General features: G+C 75.7%; 14 protein-coding genes. 6 read left to right on the top strand and 8 right to left on the bottom strand.

Annotation, left to right across the window (positions count from 1 at the left end; all coding sequences use genetic code 11):
• The 3 genes from ADK60_RS11725 to ADK60_RS11735 form a co-directional block, all read left to right on the top strand.
• Window positions 1–2,812, top strand: a 2,812-nt coding sequence (locus ADK60_RS11725; protein WP_053645449.1) for an ATP-binding protein, incomplete at its 5' end; no start/stop codon positions are given.
• A 137-nt stretch (window positions 2,813–2,949) separates the two neighbouring features.
• Window positions 2,950–5,325 (top strand): PP2C family protein-serine/threonine phosphatase, encoded by a 2,376-nt coding sequence (locus ADK60_RS11730; RefSeq protein ID WP_053645451.1) that lies wholly within the window; start codon window positions 2,950–2,952, stop codon window positions 5,323–5,325.
• Window positions 5,326–5,544: 219 nt separating this feature from the next.
• Window positions 5,545–6,321 (top strand): SDR family oxidoreductase, encoded by a 777-nt coding sequence (locus ADK60_RS11735; RefSeq protein WP_053645453.1) that lies wholly within the window; start codon window positions 5,545–5,547, stop codon window positions 6,319–6,321.
• Between the two features lie 21 nt (window positions 6,322–6,342).
• Here the strand turns inward: ADK60_RS11735 and ADK60_RS11740 are convergent, their stop codons facing one another.
• Window positions 6,343–6,738 (bottom strand): winged helix-turn-helix transcriptional regulator, encoded by a 396-nt coding sequence (locus ADK60_RS11740; RefSeq protein ID WP_053645455.1) that lies wholly within the window; start codon window positions 6,736–6,738, stop codon window positions 6,343–6,345.
• A 143-nt stretch (window positions 6,739–6,881) separates the two neighbouring features.
• Here ADK60_RS11740 and ADK60_RS11745 point away from each other — a divergent pair, with 143 nt between their 5' ends.
• Both ADK60_RS11745 and ADK60_RS11750 read left to right on the top strand, forming a co-directional pair.
• Entirely contained in the window at window positions 6,882–7,526 is a 645-nt protein-coding gene (locus ADK60_RS11745) for a nitroreductase family protein (protein ID WP_053645457.1), read from the top strand.
• A gap of 223 nt (window positions 7,527–7,749) precedes the next feature.
• Complete coding sequence (locus tag ADK60_RS11750; protein ID WP_053645459.1) at window positions 7,750–8,412, top strand: GNAT family N-acetyltransferase; 663 nt, start codon at window positions 7,750–7,752, stop codon at window positions 8,410–8,412.
• 116 nt (window positions 8,413–8,528) lie between these two features.
• Here ADK60_RS11750 and ADK60_RS48365 read toward each other — a convergent pair whose 3' ends face one another.
• The 4 genes from ADK60_RS48365 to ADK60_RS11765 all read right to left on the bottom strand — a co-directional run bounded on the left by ADK60_RS48365 (window position 8,529) and on the right by ADK60_RS11765 (window position 14,150).
• A complete protein-coding gene (locus ADK60_RS48365) occupies window positions 8,529–8,732 on the bottom strand; it encodes a hypothetical protein (RefSeq protein WP_107094586.1) in 204 nt (67 codons plus the stop codon).
• 3 nt (window positions 8,733–8,735) lie between these two features.
• The gene (locus tag ADK60_RS11755; protein ID WP_053645461.1) at window positions 8,736–10,136 is read right to left on the bottom strand and encodes a carbohydrate-binding protein; all 1,401 of its coding nucleotides are present in this window, start codon (window positions 10,134–10,136) and stop codon (window positions 8,736–8,738) included.
• Window positions 10,137–10,360: 224 nt separating this feature from the next.
• Window positions 10,361–10,954, bottom strand: a complete 594-nt coding sequence (locus ADK60_RS11760) for a hypothetical protein (RefSeq protein ID WP_159400398.1) — start codon at window positions 10,952–10,954, stop codon at window positions 10,361–10,363.
• 190 nt (window positions 10,955–11,144) lie between these two features.
• Window positions 11,145–14,150, bottom strand: coding sequence for an AfsR/SARP family transcriptional regulator (locus ADK60_RS11765; RefSeq protein ID WP_053645465.1), 3,006 nt, complete (start codon window positions 14,148–14,150; stop codon window positions 11,145–11,147).
• Window positions 14,151–14,329: 179 nt separating this feature from the next.
• On the opposite strand from ADK60_RS11765, the gene ADK60_RS11770 reads away from it, so the two are divergent.
• Window positions 14,330–14,875, top strand: coding sequence for a hypothetical protein (locus ADK60_RS11770; protein ID WP_045944786.1), 546 nt, complete (start codon window positions 14,330–14,332; stop codon window positions 14,873–14,875).
• A 125-nt stretch (window positions 14,876–15,000) separates the two neighbouring features.
• Here ADK60_RS11770 and ADK60_RS11775 read toward each other — a convergent pair whose 3' ends face one another.
• From ADK60_RS11775 to ADK60_RS11785, 3 genes are all read right to left on the bottom strand, one after another.
• Window positions 15,001–15,480: a hypothetical protein gene (locus ADK60_RS11775; protein ID WP_053645466.1), complete on the bottom strand. Its 480-nt coding sequence runs from the start codon at window positions 15,478–15,480 to the stop codon at window positions 15,001–15,003.
• Between the two features lie 276 nt (window positions 15,481–15,756).
• Window positions 15,757–16,401: a dihydrofolate reductase family protein gene (locus ADK60_RS11780; protein WP_045944784.1), complete on the bottom strand. Its 645-nt coding sequence runs from the start codon at window positions 16,399–16,401 to the stop codon at window positions 15,757–15,759.
• A gap of 158 nt (window positions 16,402–16,559) precedes the next feature.
• On the bottom strand, window positions 16,560–18,143 hold the full coding sequence (locus tag ADK60_RS11785) for a cytochrome P450 (RefSeq protein ID WP_502687416.1): 1,584 nt from the start codon (window positions 18,141–18,143) through the stop codon (window positions 16,560–16,562).
• Between the last annotated feature and the right edge of the window lie 14 nt (window positions 18,144–18,157).

The raw sequence follows: 18,157 nt of genomic DNA on the forward strand, positions 1-18,157 counted from the left end.
CCGGGTCCCGAACGTCGCCGGGACGTGGAAGGACCTCACCGACAACGTCAACTTCATGGCGCACAACCTCACCAGCCAGGTCCGCAACATCGCCCAGGTGACGACCGCCGTCGCGGACGGCGACCTCACCCGCAAGATCGACGTCGACGCGCGCGGCGAGATCCTGGAGCTCAAGAACACCGTCAACACGATGGTCGACCAACTCGGCTCCTTCGCCGCGGAGGTGACCCGGGTGGCGCGGGAGGTCGGCACCGAGGGGCGGCTCGGCGGACAGGCCGAGGTGGAGGGCGTCTCCGGCACCTGGAAGCGCCTCACCGAGAACGTCAACGAACTGGCCGGCAACCTCACCCGCCAGGTGCGCGCCATCGCCGAGGTCACCGGAGCCGTCGCGGCCGGCGATCTCACCCGCTCGATCACCGTGGACGCCTCCGGCGAGGTCGCCGACCTCAAGGACAACATCAACTTCATGGTCGCGTCCCTGCGCGAGACCACCCGCGCAAACCAGGAGCAGGACTGGCTGAAGACCAACCTCGCCCGCTTCACCGGGACCATGCAGGGGCAGCGCGACATCCGGTCCGTCGCCGAGCTGATCACCGACGGGCTGACGCCGCTGGTCGGCGCCCAGTACGGGGCGTTCTACCTGGCGGAGGAGGGGCCGGAGGGTACGGTGCTGGCCCGGATCAGCGCCTACGGCGGACAGGGCGGCACCGCGGCGGAGACGGCAGCCGACGGCGGAGGCGGTGCCGGAGGCGGACCGGCGCGGGTCCGGCTCGGCGAGTCGCTGGTCGGCCAGGCGGCCCGCTCCCGGCGTACCGTCACCGTGGACGACCTGCCGCCCGACTACGCGACCATCGGCTCCGGTGCCGGCGCCACCCACGCCCGGTCCGTGCTGATCCTGCCGATCGCCCTGGAGGAATGGCTGCTCGGCGTGATGGAGTTCGCCTCCGTCCACCCCTTCAGCGCCGTCCACCGCGACCTCCTGGAGCAGTTCGCCGAGGCCTGCGGCGTCAACATCGGCACCCTGCTCGCCAACGCCCGCACCGACGAGCTGCTCGGCGAGTCCCAGCGGCTCACCGCCGAACTCCAGTCCCGCTCCGAGGAGTTGCAGGAAGGCCAGGAGGAGCTGCGGCGCTCCAACGCCGAACTCGGCGAGAAGGCCGCGCTGCTCGCCGAGCGCAACCGCGACATCGAGGCCAAGAACCTGGAGATCGAGCAGGCCCGCCAGGAACTGGAGGAACGGGCACGGCAGTTGAGCCTCACCTCGATGTACAAGTCCGAGTTTCTGGCCAATATGAGCCACGAACTCCGCACCCCGCTCAACAGCCTGCTCATCCTCGCCCAACTGCTCGCCCAGAACGCCGCCGGCAACCTCACCCCCAAGCAGGTCGAGTACGCGGGTGTGATCCACTCGGCCGGTTCCGACCTGCTCCAGCTCATCAACGACATCCTCGACCTCTCCAAGGTCGAGGCGGGGAAGATGGAGCTCAGCCCCGAACCCTTCGCCGTGCAGGAGCTGCTGGCGTACGTCGAGGCCGCGTTCAAGCCCCTGGCCGACCAGCGGGGCCTCGCCTTCCGGATCGGCGTCGGCGCGCACGTGCCCGGCGAACTCGTCACCGACCAGGCCCGGTTGCGGCAGGTGCTGCGGAACCTGCTGTCCAACGCGATCAAGTTCACCGACGTGGGCCATGTCGAGCTGCGCATCGAACGCGTGGAGGCCGACGGGCTCCCGGCCGAACTCGGCCAGGTCGAGGCCGCCGTGGCCTTCCACGTCGAGGACACCGGCATCGGCATCGACCCCGACCACCTCGACAGCATCTTCGGCGCCTTCCAGCAGGCCGACGGCACCACTGCCCGCCGCTTCGGCGGCACCGGGCTCGGCCTGTCCATCAGCCGCGAACTCGCCCGTCTGCTCGGCGGCGTCCTCACCGTCCGCTCCACCGCCGGCCGGGGCAGCCGCTTCAGCTTCTACCTGCCGCTCGCCCGCCGGGACCGGTCGGCCGCCGTGCCGGGCGCCGTGCCGGGAGCCGGGACCCGCGTCCTGGTGGTCGAGGCCGAGCCGCCCGCCCTGCTCACCCTGCTGGCCCGGACCGCCGCCGAGGCGCACGGCGAGGACCCGCCGGTGGAGATCCGCGGCGCCGGCACCGAGGAGGACCTGCGCGCCGCCCTCGCCGACGGCCCGTACCGGTGCGCCGTGCTCGACCTCGCCCACGCCGGCGAACTCGCCCCCCTGCTGCTCACCGGGCTCCCGGAGGGCACGCCCGTGCTCGGCCACCAGGGCGAGGGCAGCCCCGTCGGCGCCACCGCGGCGGCGATCGCCGGCCTGGAACTCCCTTCGGGGCTGGACGAGTTGCGCGAGCGCCTGATCGCCCTGCTCGGCGGCCGGAACCCCGCCGGGGCGGAATCCGGCGAGCATGCCGTCCCCGCCGACGAACCGCTCGCCGGACGTACCACGCTGATCGTCGACGACGACGTCCGCAACGTCTTCGCGCTCGCCGCCGCCCTCGAACAGCGGGGCCTGACCGTCCTGCACGCCGCCGACGGCCGCGCCGGGCTCGACCTGCTGCGTGCCCACCCGGAGACGGATCTGGTGCTGATGGACGTGATGATGCCCGGCCTCGACGGCTACGCCACCATCGCCGCCATCCGCGCCGACGAGCGGTTCGCCCGGATCCCGGTCGTCGCCGTCACCGCCAAGGCGATGGCCGGTGACCGGGCCAAGAGCCTCGCCGCCGGCGCCGACGACCATGTCAGCAAGCCGGTCGACACCACGCTGCTGCTGGAGCGGATGCGGTACTGGCTGGACGTGTCATGACCGACGGCCCCCGGTACAGCGGTCGGTCGGGTGCGCGGGGTCCGGCGAGTCCGGCCGGTCCGGAGGGTCCGGCCGGTCCGTCAGGGATGCCGGGACCGCCGGGTTCGCCGGCAGCGCCCGCGCACGGTGCCGACCCCGTGGCGGCTCCCGCCGCGGCCGAGGCACAGGGCGCCGTCGCGCGGCAGCTCGCCGGGGCCGTCCGGCGGCTCCAGCACGCCGTGGAGCGGATGCGCGCCGAGGAGGGCGCCCGCGCGCTGGTCGACCTCGCCACCGGCATGCTCGCCGAGCGGCTGACCGTGTCGCCCGCCGAGGCCGCCGCCCGGCTGGCCGCGCTCGCCCGGGAGGCCGGGGTGCCGGTCGCCACCCTGGCCGCCGACATCGTCGGACGGACGGCCGAGGCGCCCGCCCGGGACGACCGGTCCGGACCGTCCGGGCCCCACGGACCGTCAGAGCCCCATGGCGCGCCCGGGCCCGCCGTCCGGCCCGGACCCGTCGGGTCACCCGCCCCACCGGCCCCCGCCCGGGCGCTCGCCGCCGTCCCCGACCTCGTGGACGCCGTCGAGGCCGTCCTCCGGCAGGGCGCCGCCCCCCTCGGCGCCCACGCCGTGCTGGTCTGGCAACGGCTGCCCGGCGGCAGCCTCGCCCTCGCCGCCCAGGCCGGCCTGCCCCTGGAGGAGGCCGAGGCCTGGAGCCGGGTGCCCCCCGGCATCGACACCCCCGCCCGGCAGGCCGTCACCAGCGGCGAGGACCGCTGGCCCGACACCCCGGCGCCGACCGGACCCGTCGCCGGGGGAGCCGCCACCCCCCGGGCCGTCCTCCCGCTGCTCGCCGACGGCCGCCGTCTCGGGGCCCTCGAAGTGCTCTGGCCCGGCCCCGCGCCCGTCCTCGGCCCGCCGCAGCGCCGTCGGCTCCGCGCCCTCGCCGACCTCTGCGCCACCGTCCTCGGCCACCCGGAACCCCCCGTGTCGCCCGAGCGCGAGGCGGACCTGCTCGACGGCCTGCTCGACCCGGCCCTGCTGCTCGAACCCGTCCTGCGGGACGGCCGGGTCGTGGACTTCACCGTCCTGCGCACCAACCGGCTGTTCCGGGACCCGCTCGGCCGCCCCCGCAGCGGCCTGGACGGCACCTCCCTCCTGGAGACCTACCCGATGGCCTGCGCCACCGGCCTGCTGGAACCGCTGCTGCGGGCGCACGAGACCGGCGAACCCCGGACCGACGACCGGCTGCGCCTGGTGTTCCAGGGCGGCGGGATCGCCGTACCCGCCGTCCTGCGGATCGCGGTCGCCCCGCTCGGCCCGCACCTCCTCCTCACCTGGCAGCGCGACACCGACCGGTCCGGCGAGTCCGAGCAGACCGACCTGCTGCGCCAGGCCCAACGCCTGGCCCGGGTGGCCGGGTTCGAGGAACAGCCCGGGAGCGGCCGGATCCTCTGGAGCGAGGGCCTGAGCGAGCTGTTCGGCCTGCCGCCGGAGTCCGCCGTGCCCCTCGCCCGGCTCGCCCGGCACGCCCACCCCGACGACGGGCCCGCCGTCCGCCGACTGGTGGACACCGTCCAGCACCGTCTGCGCACCGCCTCCGCGGTGTTCCGGCTGGTCCGCCCGGACGGCTCCCAGCGCTACACCCGGGTGATCGCCGAACCGGTCCTGGACGAGGACGGGCACCTCGGCGCGATCCGCGGCGCCTACCACGACGTGTCCGCCCAGCACTGGACCGAGGTCGCCCTCGGCGCCACCCGGGCCAGGCTGGCGGACAGCGAGCAGGAGGCGGCCGAGCGCGAGCAACTGGCGCTCCGGCTCCAGCAGGCGATCCTGCCCGCCGCACCCCCGCCGCTCGGAGCCGCCGGACTGCGCGCCGCCGTCCGCTACCGGCCCGCCGCCAAACGCGAACGGGTCGGCGGCGACTGGTACGACGTCCTGCCGCTGTCCGACCGTCAGGTCCTGCTGGCCGTCGGCGACGTGGCCGGGCACGGGGTCGGCGCGGCCACCGGCATGGTCGCGCTCCGGCACGCGCTGCGCGGTCTGGCCGTCACCGGCGCCGGCCCGGGCCGGCTGCTGCAGTGGGCCAACACCGTGGCCCTGCGCGAACCGGAGCAGGTGACCGCCACCGCCGTCTGCGTGCTGCTCGCGCCGGACGACGGCTCACTGCGCTGGGCCCGGGCCGGCCACCTCCCGCCGATCAGACTGGCCCCCGGCGGCGCCGAGGTGCTGCCACTGCCGCACGGCGTGCTGCTCGGGGCGCTGGCGGACGCCGAGTACGAGGAGTACACCGCCCGGCTCGCCCCGGGCGACGTGCTGCTCCTCTACACCGACGGCCTGGTCGAGCGCCGGGACCGCCCGGTCGAGGAGTCGGTGGACCAGCTGATCCGGGCGGCGGGCCCGCCCGGCCCCGATCTGGAGCGCTACCTGGACCTGCTGCTGGAGCTGAGCCCGGCCGACACCGACGACGACACCTGCCTGGTCGCCGTCCGCATCGAGCGGTCGGAGCCGGACGAGAGGGCGCAGCCGACCGGCTGAGGGACCTGCCGACGGCCCGTCCGTCAGCGCAGATCGTCAGCGCCGTTCGTCCGCCCCCCTTGCACGCATTGACGAACGATCATGCGCGCCCCGCACACCGCCCGACGCCGCGTGTGGCCTAGGGTCGATGCCCGGAGATCGTCGGGGCCGCCCGCGCGGGCGGGGGATGTGCGGGCCCGGCGGCGCTCCACGACACACGCACCACGAAGGAGAACAACCATGTCGAACCGCAGGACCGTCGCGGTGGTCGGCGCGACCGGGCGTCTGGGCGAGCACGTCGTCCGCGTGCTGGCGGAACGCGGCCACGAGGTCGTGGCGATCTCACGCTCGGCGGGCGTCGACATCGTCACGGGCGAGGGCCTCGACGAGGCACTGACCGGGGTCGGTGTCGTCATCGACACCTCCGGCACCCCCTCCGCGGACGAGACGGTGGCGACGGAGTTCTTCACCGCCGCCGCTGCCAGCCTGCACGCTGCGGGCGCCCGGACCGGGGTGGAACTGATCGTCTCGGTGTCGATCCTCGGCATCGACGCGTCGACCGGCGGCTACTACCGCGCCAAGGTCGCCCACGAGCAGGCCCTGACGGCCGGTCCGCTGCCGGTCCGGATCCTGCGTGCCGCGCAGTTCCACGAGTTCGTCGAGCCGCTGGTCAGCTGGGGCCGCCAGGGCGACACCGTGTACGTCCCGCTGATGCGCACCCAGCTCGTCGCGGCCGCGGTGGTGGCCGAGGCGCTCGTCGACCTCGCCGAGGGCCCCGCGCCCGAGCCGGGCACCACGGCGGCGCCGTTCCCCGAGATCGCCGGCCCGCGCGAGGAGAACCTCGCCAAGGCCGCCGAACTCGTCTACGCCGCCCGCGGCGAGGAGGTCACCGTCGTCGAGGCCAGCGAGGAGGGGACCCCCGACCGCGAACTCCTGGAGAACGGCGCGTTCGTCGCCGGTCCGGCCACGACGCTCGCCGGCCCGACCCTGGAGGAGTGGCTGGCGGCGCAGGCCTGACCGCCGCCGCCCGCCCGGACGTCAGGGGGTGGCCCCCCGGTCGGCCGGGCGGGCGGACCGGGCCCGCTCGATGTCGTTGATGTGGACCTCCGTCCACTCGCGGAGGGCGCTGATCGGTCCGGCGAGGCTGCGCCCGAGCTCGGTCAGCCCGTACTCGACGCGGGGCGGCACGGTCGGGTGCACGGTGCGGGTGACGAACCCGTCGGTCTCCAGCAGCCGCAGGGTCTGGGTGAGCATCTTCTGCGACACCCCCTCGATCCGCCGGAACAGCTCGGTGTAGCGCAGGGTGCCGTCGAGCAGGCAGTCCACGATCAGGACGGTCCACTTGCCGGCGATGTGGTCGAGGACCTGGCGCGTCGGACACTTCGCGGAGTAGACGTCGGCCGGGAGGCCGGAGGATGCCACGGTGGTCTTCACTCGGGGAGAGTAACGCACTTTCAGGTGCCTTCTTTCCAAAAGAGAGTAACTCTCCGAGAGTTGTCGGCATGACGAACCACACGACGAACCGCACGACGAACCGCCTGACGAATCACCCGACGGATCACACGACGAACCGCACGATGTCCGTCGCGGAAGCGATCCGCACCCGCCGCACCGTCCGCCACTACCGGCCCGACCCGGTCCCGCCGCAGTTGCTCGACACCCTGCTCGACCTGGCGGTGGAGGCTCCCACCAGCTGGAACCTCCAGGACCGCTCGATCGTGGTGGTGTCGAGCGAGGAGGGCCGGGCCGGTCTGGCCTGGGCCACGGGGGGCCAGCCCCAGCCGACCGAGGCGCCGGTGGTGCTGGTCTTCGTCGCCGAGCCGCAGGCATGGCGGGAGGACCGCAGCGACGTCTACCGGCAGGCGCGGGAGAACGGGGCGTGGAGCGAGGAGTTCGTGGAGATGTTCTCCGCCGCTGCGCAGGAGTTCCAGGAGGGCCTCGAACAGCGCGGCCTGCTCCGCGAGTACGCGGTCAAGGACGCGGTCATCGCCGCCTCCTTCGTGATGCTCGCGGCCACCGCGATGGGGCTGGCGACCTCGCCGATGAACGGCTGGGACGAGGAGAAGGTCAAGAAGGTGATCGGGATCGAGGACCGCGAGGACCTCGCCATCGCCCTGCTGGTCTCGGTCGGCCACCCCGCCGGCACCCGGCTCCACCCGGGCCGCCGCCCCCGTCGGCGCGTCGTCTTCGACGGGACGTACGGGGCCGCCGCGGCCTCGTAGCCCGCGGCCTCGTAGCCCGCGGCGCGTCGGTCCGCGGCGTCGGCCCCGGGCCCAGGGTCGGGCGAACTCCGGCCTCCGCGGCCGGACTTCTCGCCGGGCCGCCCCGCGCATGGCGCACCGGCCACCACCTGCTGTACTGATCGCTCGCCAAGGGCGGGGGTTGGCAGGTCGGCGACTTCCGGTAAGCTGTGAACTCCAACAGTGACTATTACGGGGGTCGAGGATGGGCGAGTCCGTCGTCAGCGGGCTGGTGCGGAGCTGGGTCGGGGGCTGGGTGGTCTCGCGGGGGGCGGCCGAGCCGGTGGACGAGCCGTGGGGCTGGACGGTCGATGTCGGCCAGGCGGCGCAGGTGGCCCGGCACGTGCTGCCGGAACCGACCGAGCCCGACGTCCGCAAGCTGGTGGCGGCCACCACCGCGCCGGGGACCTGGCTGAAGGTGTTCACCGACGACGACACCGTCCGGCCCTGGCTCGGGCCGGGCTGGCGGTTCGACGTCCCCGGGTATCTGATGACCGTGCCGCTCGCCGCCGGAGCTCCGGTGGTGCCGGCCGGGTACACCCTCACCACCTGGCAGCGCGGCGGTGTGGTCCGGGCCCTGGTCCGCACCGAGGCCGGCCACTTCGCCGCGCGCGGCCAGCTCGGGCTGGCCGGGGCCGTCGCCGTGGCGGACCAGATAGAGACCGCGCCCGCGCACCGCCGCCGGGGCCTGGGCTCGGTGGTGATGCGGGCCCTGGAGGACGCCGGGCACCGCAACGGCGCCGAGACCGGGTTCCTGGTCGCCACGCCCGAGGGGAAGGCGCTCTACAGCACCCTCGGCTGGACGCTCCGGGCCACCATGGCGAGCCTCTACTACGCCCCGGAGCCGGCGGAGTCCGCCGAGGTGTGACCGGCGCTCCGGCGTACTGCCGCCGCTCCGGTGCAACGACCGCCGCCCGGCCCCGGACACCCGTCCGGGGCCGGGCGGCGTATCGGTGCCGGTCGGGCACCGGCCTCAGTGCCGGTTCAGCACTGCGGCCGCTTGCCGTGGTTGGCACCCTTGCGACGAGCCTTCTTCTTGCGGCGACGCTTCGACGACATCGGGCCTCCTTGGTGGGTTGGCCCCCCGTCCAAGGTCTCACACGGAGGGCCCACCGTGGCAGCGCCGGTTGCTCCGATCGAGGGCGCGGCGGGCCGGTCCGCCCGGGCTCCGGTGCGGCGGACGGTCATGGGTCAGACCGCCTGCCACAGCGCCGGGGTGTTCGGCGGCTCCCACCCGGCCTGCGCCTGGTGGCCCTGGAGGCAGCGGTAGGAGGCGCTGCCGTAGGTGACGGTGGCGCCGGCCTGGTAGACGGTGCCGGCGGCCCAGGTGCCGCCCGGGTTGCCGGGGCCGGGACCGGGGCCCGGACCGGGGCCGGGGCCCTGGCCGTCCGTCTTCAGGGTCAGCCCGTAGCCCTGCAGGATCGGGTTGACCGGCTGGAAGTACGTGGTGCCGCCCTGGGAGCAGTTCCCGGTGCCGCCCGAGGTCACGCCCTGCGCCTGGGTGCCCGAGACGAAGGATCCGCCCGAGTCGCCCGGCTCCGCGCACACATTGGTCCGGGTGACGCCCGAGACGGTGCCCTCGGCGTAGGTGACGCTGGTGTTGTGCTGCTGGATCGTGCCGCAGTGCCAGCCGGTGGTGGAACCGGACCGGCAGACCGAGGCCCCGACCTGCTGCAGCACCGAGCCGGTCACCGCGCCGGACGCGCTGTTCACGTACGGGGTCGCGGTCCAGCTGCTGTTGGTGGCCACCCAGGACATGTCGTTGCCCGGGAAGACCGAGGCCTGGAAACTGCCCTGGGCGACCCGGTTGGCGCCGGTCGTGCCGGACCCGGCCCGGCCGCAGTGGCCCGCGCTGACGAAGCCCTGGGTGGTCCCCCGGGTGATCGGGAAGCCGATCGAGCAGCGGCTGCTGCTGTCGATGTAGTAGGCGTCGCCGCCGCGGAGGTCGTACAGCGGACGCGGCGCCTCGGCCACCGTCTCCACCCGCACCGCCGCCCGGTCCACCCCGGCCCCGGCGACCAGGCGTTCGGCGGCGGCCCGGTCGGTGGCCTGCACCACGACGGTGTTGGCGGTCACGTCGACGTAGCGCACCGGCGCGCCGAGCGCGTCCGCCCGGCCGGTGGGGCCGCGTTCGGCGGCCCGGTCGAGCGCGGCCAGCGCTCCGTCCAGGGCCGCGAGCGGGCGGTCCACGAGCACCGGCCGGGCACCCGCCGCGCGGATCACGGCGAGGTCGGCGCCCCGGGTCGTGGCGACGACCGGAGCGGCGTCGGGGCCCTCCAGCCAGGAGCCGGCCCAGCCGCTGCCGAGGGCCTGGGCGAGCGCGCCGGCCAGGGCGCCCGCCCTGGCCTCGGCGGTGATCCGGGCCCGGGCCCGACCGTCCGTCAGGCCGAGGTCGCGCCGCAGCGCCTCGACCAACTCGGGCGCGGCGGCGGCGACTCCGAGGGCCGCGGGCGCGGCCGCAGCGGCGGCCCGGGCGGCCGCGGCGGGCCCGGGGACGGGGGAGGTGGCACCGGCGGTGCCCTGGAGGGCGGTCAGACCCAGGGCGGCGGTGGCCAGGACGGCACACGCGGCCCTGGCGGGTCGTCGGAGCATGGGGGTCTCCTGCGGTCACGGTGTGGGGGTCGCCGGAAACCGTAGGAGCCCCGTCCGCCGGCGGGGAGATGTCACCCGGGGGTACCGCCTGGAGCTATCACCGCGCAGGTCGGGGCGGCCGGCGGGCGCTCGGCCGCGTGGTACAGAAGACCTTTCGGTGGACCATTCCGTCAAGCCGGGCCCGGCACCGCCGCTTACCGCCTCGCGCCGCTGCTCACCGCCGCTCAGCGCTGCTCGACGAGCCCCAGCAGCCAGAAGTTGGCGTACCGCCCGGCGGCCGTCGCCGTCGGGTCGGCGGGCCGCCCGTTCCGGCCGAGCCGGACCCGCACCTCGTCCAACGACACCGAGGCGCCGCACGAGTAGCCGAGCGGTGCGTAGGTCTCGTCGGGTCCGCAGAGCACGGACACCACCCGTCGCGCGGCGGGGAAGCGCAGCACGATCTGCTGGTGGTCGGCGTACGCGACCTCCAGACCGAGCACCAGATGCGCCCCGCCGACCAGGTACCAGCCGCTGCCGGGCCGGTCCTGCCGCAGGACCCCGGCCAGCGTCCGCAGCCGGCCCGTACCGAACCCGCCGGGCCGGGGGAACCCGCCGGGAGCACCCTGGCCGGTCGGCCCGCCGACGGCCCCGTAGCCGCCGAAGTCGTCGAAGCCCCCGAACGCGCCGAAGCCGCCGCCCGCTCCCGGTGCGTCCCCCTCCCCGCCCACCGGCCGCTCGGCCGTCGAGCCGCCCGGACGCGGCGGTGTCCCGGGTGCGACGGCCGCCGTCGCCAGCACCGCGACGGCCGCCACCGCCGCCGCCACCCTCAGTCGCCGCACCGTCCCGCCTCTCCGCACCGGCCGACGCCCGCCCGTACCACCGACGGACCATCCGACCACGCACCACCCCTCGCCCGGCCACCCGCCGTGCCGCCCCGCGGCCACGACCACCCGCGCGGGCGACACCCGCCGTCGGCACCCCCGCGAAGCCCGGCCGCGTGGTACGGAGGGAAGGACAGTGCGGCGGGTCCTACCCGCCGGGCGGGGCCTGGCTGTCCGGCGGGCCCGCGGGCTCGCCGAGGCGGGCCAGGGCGGTCAGCACGTCGGCGCGCAGCCGGGGGTTGCGGGTCGTGGCGTCGAGTACCGCCAGGGCCTGCCGGAGCCGTGCCGCCGCCTCCGCCGGACGGTCCAGCCGGCGGTGGTGGTCGCCCAGGTGGTAGAGGGTGATGCTCTCCAGGACCGGATCACCGGTGGACCGGTGCCGGTCCAGGGCCCGGTGCAGGTACTCGCCCGCCTCCCGGGCCCGGCCCGACAGCATCGCGGTCACCCCGATGTTGGTCTCGCAGACCCGGATCGCCCAATCGTCCCGGCGTTCCTCCGGCTGCGCCCGGAACAGTGTGAGCGCCCCCTGGAAGTGCAGCCGCGCCTGCCCGTAGGCACCCGTGCCGAGACAGTGGTCGCCGAGGTTGCCGATCGTGCGGGCCTCCCCGACCCGGTCGCCGATCGACGCGAACAGGGCCCGGGCCAAACGGAGTTCGGCCAGCATCTCGTCATGGCGGCCGAGCGCGCCCAGCGCCGTCGCCAGGTCGTTGCGGGTCTGGCCCTCGCCGTACCGGTCGCCGGTCCGGACGGCCGCCGCCACCGCGAGGCGGGCCGCCTCCTCCCGGTCGTCCAGGTGCGGGCTGGTGAACCAGTAGCTCCACAGGGCGACCGGCAGCCGCCAGGCCAGCGTGTCCGGACCGTGTTCGGCCGCCGCCCGCACCATGCCCAGCAGCCGGGTGTGCTCGCTCTCGCACCACCGCTGCGCCCCGGCGGCGGTGGTGAAGGCCGGTGGTTCGTACCAGGGGCCCGGCGCGCCGAGCGGGATCCGCCGGCGGTGCGGGGTGAGCAGCCGGGCGGCGGCGTCGGCGTGGTGCAGGTACCAGGTGCCGAGCCGTTCGCGGGCGGCGGCGCTCACCGCCCGCCCGGTCTCGGCGGCCGCGCGTTCGGCGGCGTACAGGCGCAGCAGGTCGTGCAGCCGGTAGTGGTCGCCGCCCTCGTGGGTGAGCAGGTGGGCGGTGGCCAGCTGGTCCAGGACGGGCCGCACGACCGCGACGCGCTCGCCGCAGAGCGCGGCGGCGGCCGCGGCCGTCAGACCGGAGCGGGGGGTGAGGGCCAGCAGCCGGAACAGGGTGCGCGCGGCGGCGGGGAGGGTGCGGTAGGAGAGGTCGAGCGTGGCGCGGACGGCCGAGGCCGCGTCGTCGTCGATCGCCAGCGCGGTGAGCCGGTTCCCGGTGTCCCGCAGTTCGGCGACGTGGTCGGCGACGGTGCGGCCGGGGCGTTCGGCGAGCCGGCTGGCGGCGATCGCCAGGGCGAGCGGCAACCGGCCGCAGACGGCCGCGAGTTCGGCGACGGCGGCGGGCTCGGACCGGGCCCGCCGGGGGCCGATGACGCGGTCCAGCAGCGCGACGGCGTCCGGCGCCGGCATCAGGTCCAGGGCGAGCGGGCGGGCGCCGTCCCGGGCGGTGAGCCCGGCCAGGCCGGCGCGGCTGGTGACCACCGTCAGGCACTCCGGGGCGCCGGGCAGCAGCGGGCGGACCTGTTCCGCGCTGCGCGCGTTGTCCAGGACGACCAGCACCCGCCGGTCCGCGAGCATCGACCGGTACAGGGCGGCGGCCTCCTCGGGGACGCTCGGCACCTGCTCGCCGGGCACCCCGAGCGCGCGCAGGAACCGGGCCAGGACGGCGTGCGGTGTCAGCGGCGGCTCGGCGGAGAATCCGTGCAGGTCGGCGTAGAGCTGGCCGCCGGGGAAGCGGCCGCGGACCCGGTGCGCCCACTGGACGACGAGGGCGCTCTTGCCGATCCCGGCGCTTCCGGAGACGGCGCAGATCCTGGCGGCGGAGGCGCTGCCCGGCCCGGGGGCCCGATCCGGGTCGGAGCCCGGTCCTGAGTTCGAGGCGGGGTTGGAGACGGGGTTCGAGGCCGGGGACCAGGACGCCGCCTCGGCGAAGGCGTCGAGCGCGGCGAGTTCCGCGTCGCGTCCGGTGAAGGTGGCGAGCGAGGGCGGCAGTTGGGCGGGCACGGGCACGGGCACGCCGGGGCGGGGTCCGCGCCCGCCCTCGGCGGAGGCGGAGGTGGAGGTGACGGCGGTGGCGACGGCGACGGCGGTGGCGGCGCGGGCGGTTCCGGCCCGTTCGTCGGCGGGCCCGTCCGGGCGTCCGGCGGTACCGGGCACGGCAGTTCGGGGTCTCGCGGTTCGCGGGTCCGTCGACGGGCCCGCCCCTCCGGATCCCGGGCCGGGGTCCGGAGCGACACCGGCGGTGAGCAACGCCAGGTGCAGCCGCCGCAGTTCGGGGCTGGGGTCGAGTCCCAGCTCCTCGGCGAGCCGGCCGGTGAACCGCCGGTGCACGGTGAGCGCGTCGGCCGTCCGCCCCGAGGCGTGCAGGGCCCGCATCAACTGCCCGACGAACCGCTCCCGCAACGGGTGGTCGGCGACCAGGCCGGTCAGCTCCGGGATGCTCGCGCGGTGCCGCCCGAGTGCCGCGTCGAGGTCGAGGCAGTCCTCCCAGGCGGTGAGCCGCAGCTCGTCCAGCGGCACGGCGCCCGCGTCGATCAACTGCCCCTCCAGGCCGTCGAGTACGGGCCCGCGCCAGAGCGAGAGGGCCTGCCGCAGACCCGCCGCGGCGGCCGACTGCTGCCCGGCGGCGGCCGTCCGGCGGGACCGGGCGACGGTGTCGGCGAACAGGCGGGAGTCCAGGCCGTGGTCGTCGAGCGGGATGCGGTAGCCGCGCCCGTCGGTGAGCAGGACGGGCGGCCCGGTCGGGTCCGCCTTGCGGAAGGCCCGGCGGAGCAGCCCGGCCAGGTTGCGGACCTGGCGGTCGGCGGTGGCGGGCGGCCGGTCCTCCCAGACGGCGTCCACCAGCCGGGGCACCGGCACCGCGCCGCCCGGGTTCAGCAGCAGTGCGGCCAGCAGTCGTTCCTGTCGGGCGCCCCCCAGCCGGATCCGGTTCCCCGCGCGGGTGCGGACCTCCAGCGGTCCCAGAATCGCGAACTCCATGCGCTGCCCCTCCCCAGGGTTCTTGCGCGCCGCTGTCGGACCGTCGCGTTTGGTGACGAACCGATGACTAGATCATGCCAGAATCGTGCGCGTGGTTGAGAGGGTCGGGACGTGCCGGTCCGCAGTCCGACCGGCGTCGTGAGCACTCTTTCCCCGGAGTTCCCTGGAGGAACAGGACCATGACCCGCATCAAGCGCCTCGCCGCCGTCGCGACCGCCGCCGCCGTGGCCGCCCTCGTGCCGCTGGCCGTCGCCCCGGCCGCCCAGGCCCGCACCTCGGACGCCACCCACTACGGCATGACCTGGGAGGTCCTCAACTACGGCCCGAACGGCACCGTCCAGGTCGGCGGCCCCGGCGGCTCCGCCAGCAACGCCTACCAGGGCGACACCGCCCCCTGGGTCTCGCTGCCGGTGCTCTGCCTCAACCAGGACGGCCGGCCCGCGCCGGCCGGCATCAGCCTGGGCTTCTACAACGGCTGGGCCCTGGGGAGCGTGGCGCTCAGCCGCCCGGTCAAGGGCTCGGAGCTGACCAGCGCCGCGGCCGCCAACGAGGTCTGCCGCTCGACCTTCGGACGCACCTGGCGGCAGGCCGAGTTCCACGACGGCCACTACGGCCCCAACTACTCCTCCACCGGCGGCTGGACCTTCTGGGCCTCCGGCAGCCTGCCGCAGGGCGTGCGCTTCTGGACGTACATCAACGACCAGTACGCCAACCCCTGGAACTGACCCGCACCCTCGCACGCCCCCTGCGGCCGGCCCCCTGCCCACCCGGGCCGGGGGCCGGCCCCGCGCGGCCGGTCACCGGGCCTCGCTGCTCACCTGGCCCTTCCGGTCACCGGGGGTCTTCCGGCTCACCAGGCTTGCCCGGCCTCCGACCAGCGGGCCCGGGCCTCGTGTTCCGCGTCCAGATGGCCGTCCAGCCGCCAGCGCACCACGTCGTAGTCGGGCAGGTGGCTCCAGGCCTCGGCGGCCGTCAGCAGGTACCGCCAGAGCCGGCTGAGCCGGGCCATCAGCTCCTCGAACTCCTCCTCGAAGGCCGTGACTTCGCGGTTCTCCCCGTCCGCGTCGTCCGCCCGGTCGGGCCCGGAGGTGCCCCCGGCCGCCTCCGCCGCGTGCCCGGCGAGCGTGCCGAGCACCTCCCGTGCGCTCCCGGTCAGGGCTGTGACCGTGTGGGTCAGGGCCGCCCCGACCAGTTCCTCCTCGCCGCCGGGCCTCGCGGCCGCCTCCCGCAGCAGCACCACCCGCCGCTCGATGAACCCGGCCAGCCCGTCGATGTCCTCCACGGTGATGTCCGCGGTGTACCGCAGTGCCGGTCGCCGAATGTCCGTCATCCCGCCGTCCCCTCCGTCGACTCCCTCGAATCCCTTCGACGGGCCGGACCGGCACCCCGCCGCCGCATCCGGTCCGCACCCCCGAACCTCGGATATGGCACCGCCACCGGGGGCGGCAAACCCGGCGCACGGGAGCACGGCGGGGGGCGGAGTGCCTGCGCCCCCCAGAAAGCTGGGATCCCGGGCCGGTCCGCTGCTCCGGAGAAGCGACGGACCGGCCCGGGATCCCAGCGCCAGTCGGGTCGATGAGGGTCGGTGAGGGCCGGTCAGGATCGGTCAGGGTCGGGTGAAGGTGAGGTGGGTGACCCCGCTCGGGCTGGTGACGGACTCGATCCGGAAGCGCTGCTCCAGCCCTTCGAGTCCGTCCCACAGGCGCTCGCCCCGGCCGAGCAGGACGGGCACCACGACCACGTGCAGATGATCGACCAGGTCCGCGGCGAGGAAGGCGCGGACGGTGCTCGGGCCGCCGCCGATCCGGACGTCCAGGCCGCCGGCGGCCTCCCGGGCGAGGGCGAGGACCTCGTGCGGGGTGCCGTCGACGAAGTGGAAGGTGGTGCCGCCCGCCATCTCCACGGTGGGCCTGGGGTAGTGGGTGAGGACGAAGACCGGTGTGCGGAACACCGGGTGCGGGCCCCACCAGCCGTTCCACTCGTGGTCCTGCCACGGGCCGCGCTGCGGGCCGAACTTGTTGCGCCCCATGATCTCCGCGCCGATCCCGTCGCCCCAGGCCCGCGCCATGGCGTCGTCCACGCCGGTCTCCCCGCCCTCGCCGCCCTGCATGGAGCGGAAGGTCCGGGTGTGGAAGAACCAGCTGTGCAGCCGGTCGCCGGCGTGGCCGAACGGAGCCTCCAGGCTCTGTCCCTCACCCGTGCCGTAGCCGTCGAGCGAGACCGAGAAGTTGTGGACGCGGACCAGGGACACGGGGCACCTTCCGGCGGGCGGGGTTCGGGCGCGGCGGTGGGGCCGCTTCCGGCTCGCGCCGACTTTAGTCCGGGCCCGCCCGGTTCCGCCGGGGACGCGCCGCCCGGCCGGTCAGCGCGGCCCCGGCCGGTGCGCGTCGGTCCGTCGGCGCCGGCCCGTCAGCGCCGGAACCACCCGGCGAGCCGGGCCCACCAGCCGCGCCGGGGCCCGGCGACGAGGGCGGGGGACGGCCCGACCGGCGTCGGCTCGGGGAACGGGGCCGACACCACCGGGGGGAGCGGCGGGCCGGAGGCGCCCGGACCGGCGGCGGGCGCGGCGGCCGGAGCGGCGGAGTCCTGGACGGGCTGCCGCTCGCGCGGGGTGAACTCCACCGGCAGCGCGACCAGATGGCGCGACAGCCAGGCCGAGGTCCAGCTGAGGTCCTCCTCCGGCACGGCGAGCCGGAGGTCCGGCAGCAGGGTGAGCAGGCAGTCGATCCCGGTCTCCGCGATCGCCCGCCCGATGTCCTGGCCCGGGCACTCGTGCGGGCCGCTGCCGAAGGACAGGTGGGAGCGGTTGCCGTGCAGCGGCGTCGCCAGGTCGGGCCGGACGATCGGGTCGACGTTCCCGGCGGCGAGGCCGAGCAGCAGCATGTCCCCGGCCCGGATCCGCTGCCCGCCGAGCAGGGTGTCCCCGGTGGCCCAGCGGCCGGCGACCAGCGACATCGGCGGGGAGTCCCAGAGCACTTGGTCCAGCGCGTCCGGCACGGTCATGTGGCCGCCCGACAGGTGGGCCCGGAACCGCTCGTCGGTGAGGATCATCTTCAGTGTGTCGGCGATCAGGTTGACGGTCGTCTCGTTCGCCGCGAGCAGTACGACCCGCAGGTGTTCCAGGACCTCCTCGTCCGTCAGCCCTGCCTCGTGCTGCATCAGCCGGGTGCAGAGGTCGGCCCCGGGGTCGGTCCGCTTGCGCTCGACCAGCCGGCGCAGCGCCGCGACCACGTGCTCATTGCTGGCGATGGCGGTCTCGGTGCCCTTCATGAGGTCCCGGGCGGCATCGACCAGGCGCGGGCCGTACTCCTCCGGCATGCCGACCAGTTGCGTCATCACCAGCATCGGCAGGTGCTCCGCGAACCGGCTCACCAGTTCGGCCTGTCCGGTCGGCCCGAACTCCTCGACCAGCTCGGCGGTGTAGCGGGTGACGAAGCGTCGGACGCCGCGCCGGTCGGTGCCGTTCAGGCCGGCGGTGACGGCGCCGCGCAGCCGTCGGTGCTCGGCCCCGTCGGCGAAGACGCAGAGCGGCTGCCAGGCGATGACCGGCATCAGCGGCGAGTCGGCCCCGACCCGCCCCTCCTGGAACGCCCGCCAGCGGCGCGAGTCCCGGGAGAAGCGGGAGGGGGTGCGCATCACGGTGAGGTTGGCGGAGTGGCCGAGGACCAGCCAGGCCGGCAGGTCGCCGTGCAGCAGGACGGGGGCGACCTCCCCGTACTCGGCGCGCAGCTTCTCGTACAGGCCGGACGGGTCGGCCTCGGCCTCGGGTCCGTAGAGGCGGCGGAGTTCGGCGACGGGCAGCTCGTCGAGGCAGGGCCGGTCGCTCCCCGGTCCGGTGCTCCCGGGTCCGGTGCTCCCGGGTCCGGTGCCGGCCGGTCGGGCGCTCGCCGGTCGGGCGGGGCCCGGGATGTCGAGGCCCGGGGCGTCGGCCCCGTGGGCGGGGCAGCCGGCCGGCGGGGCGAGGGGGGCGTCGTCGCGGAACGGGGTGGTCACGGTGTCTCCGGGGG

It is taken from the genome of Streptomyces sp. XY431, assembly GCF_001279805.1.
Lineage (GTDB): Bacteria > Actinomycetota > Actinomycetes > Streptomycetales > Streptomycetaceae > Kitasatospora > Kitasatospora purpeofusca.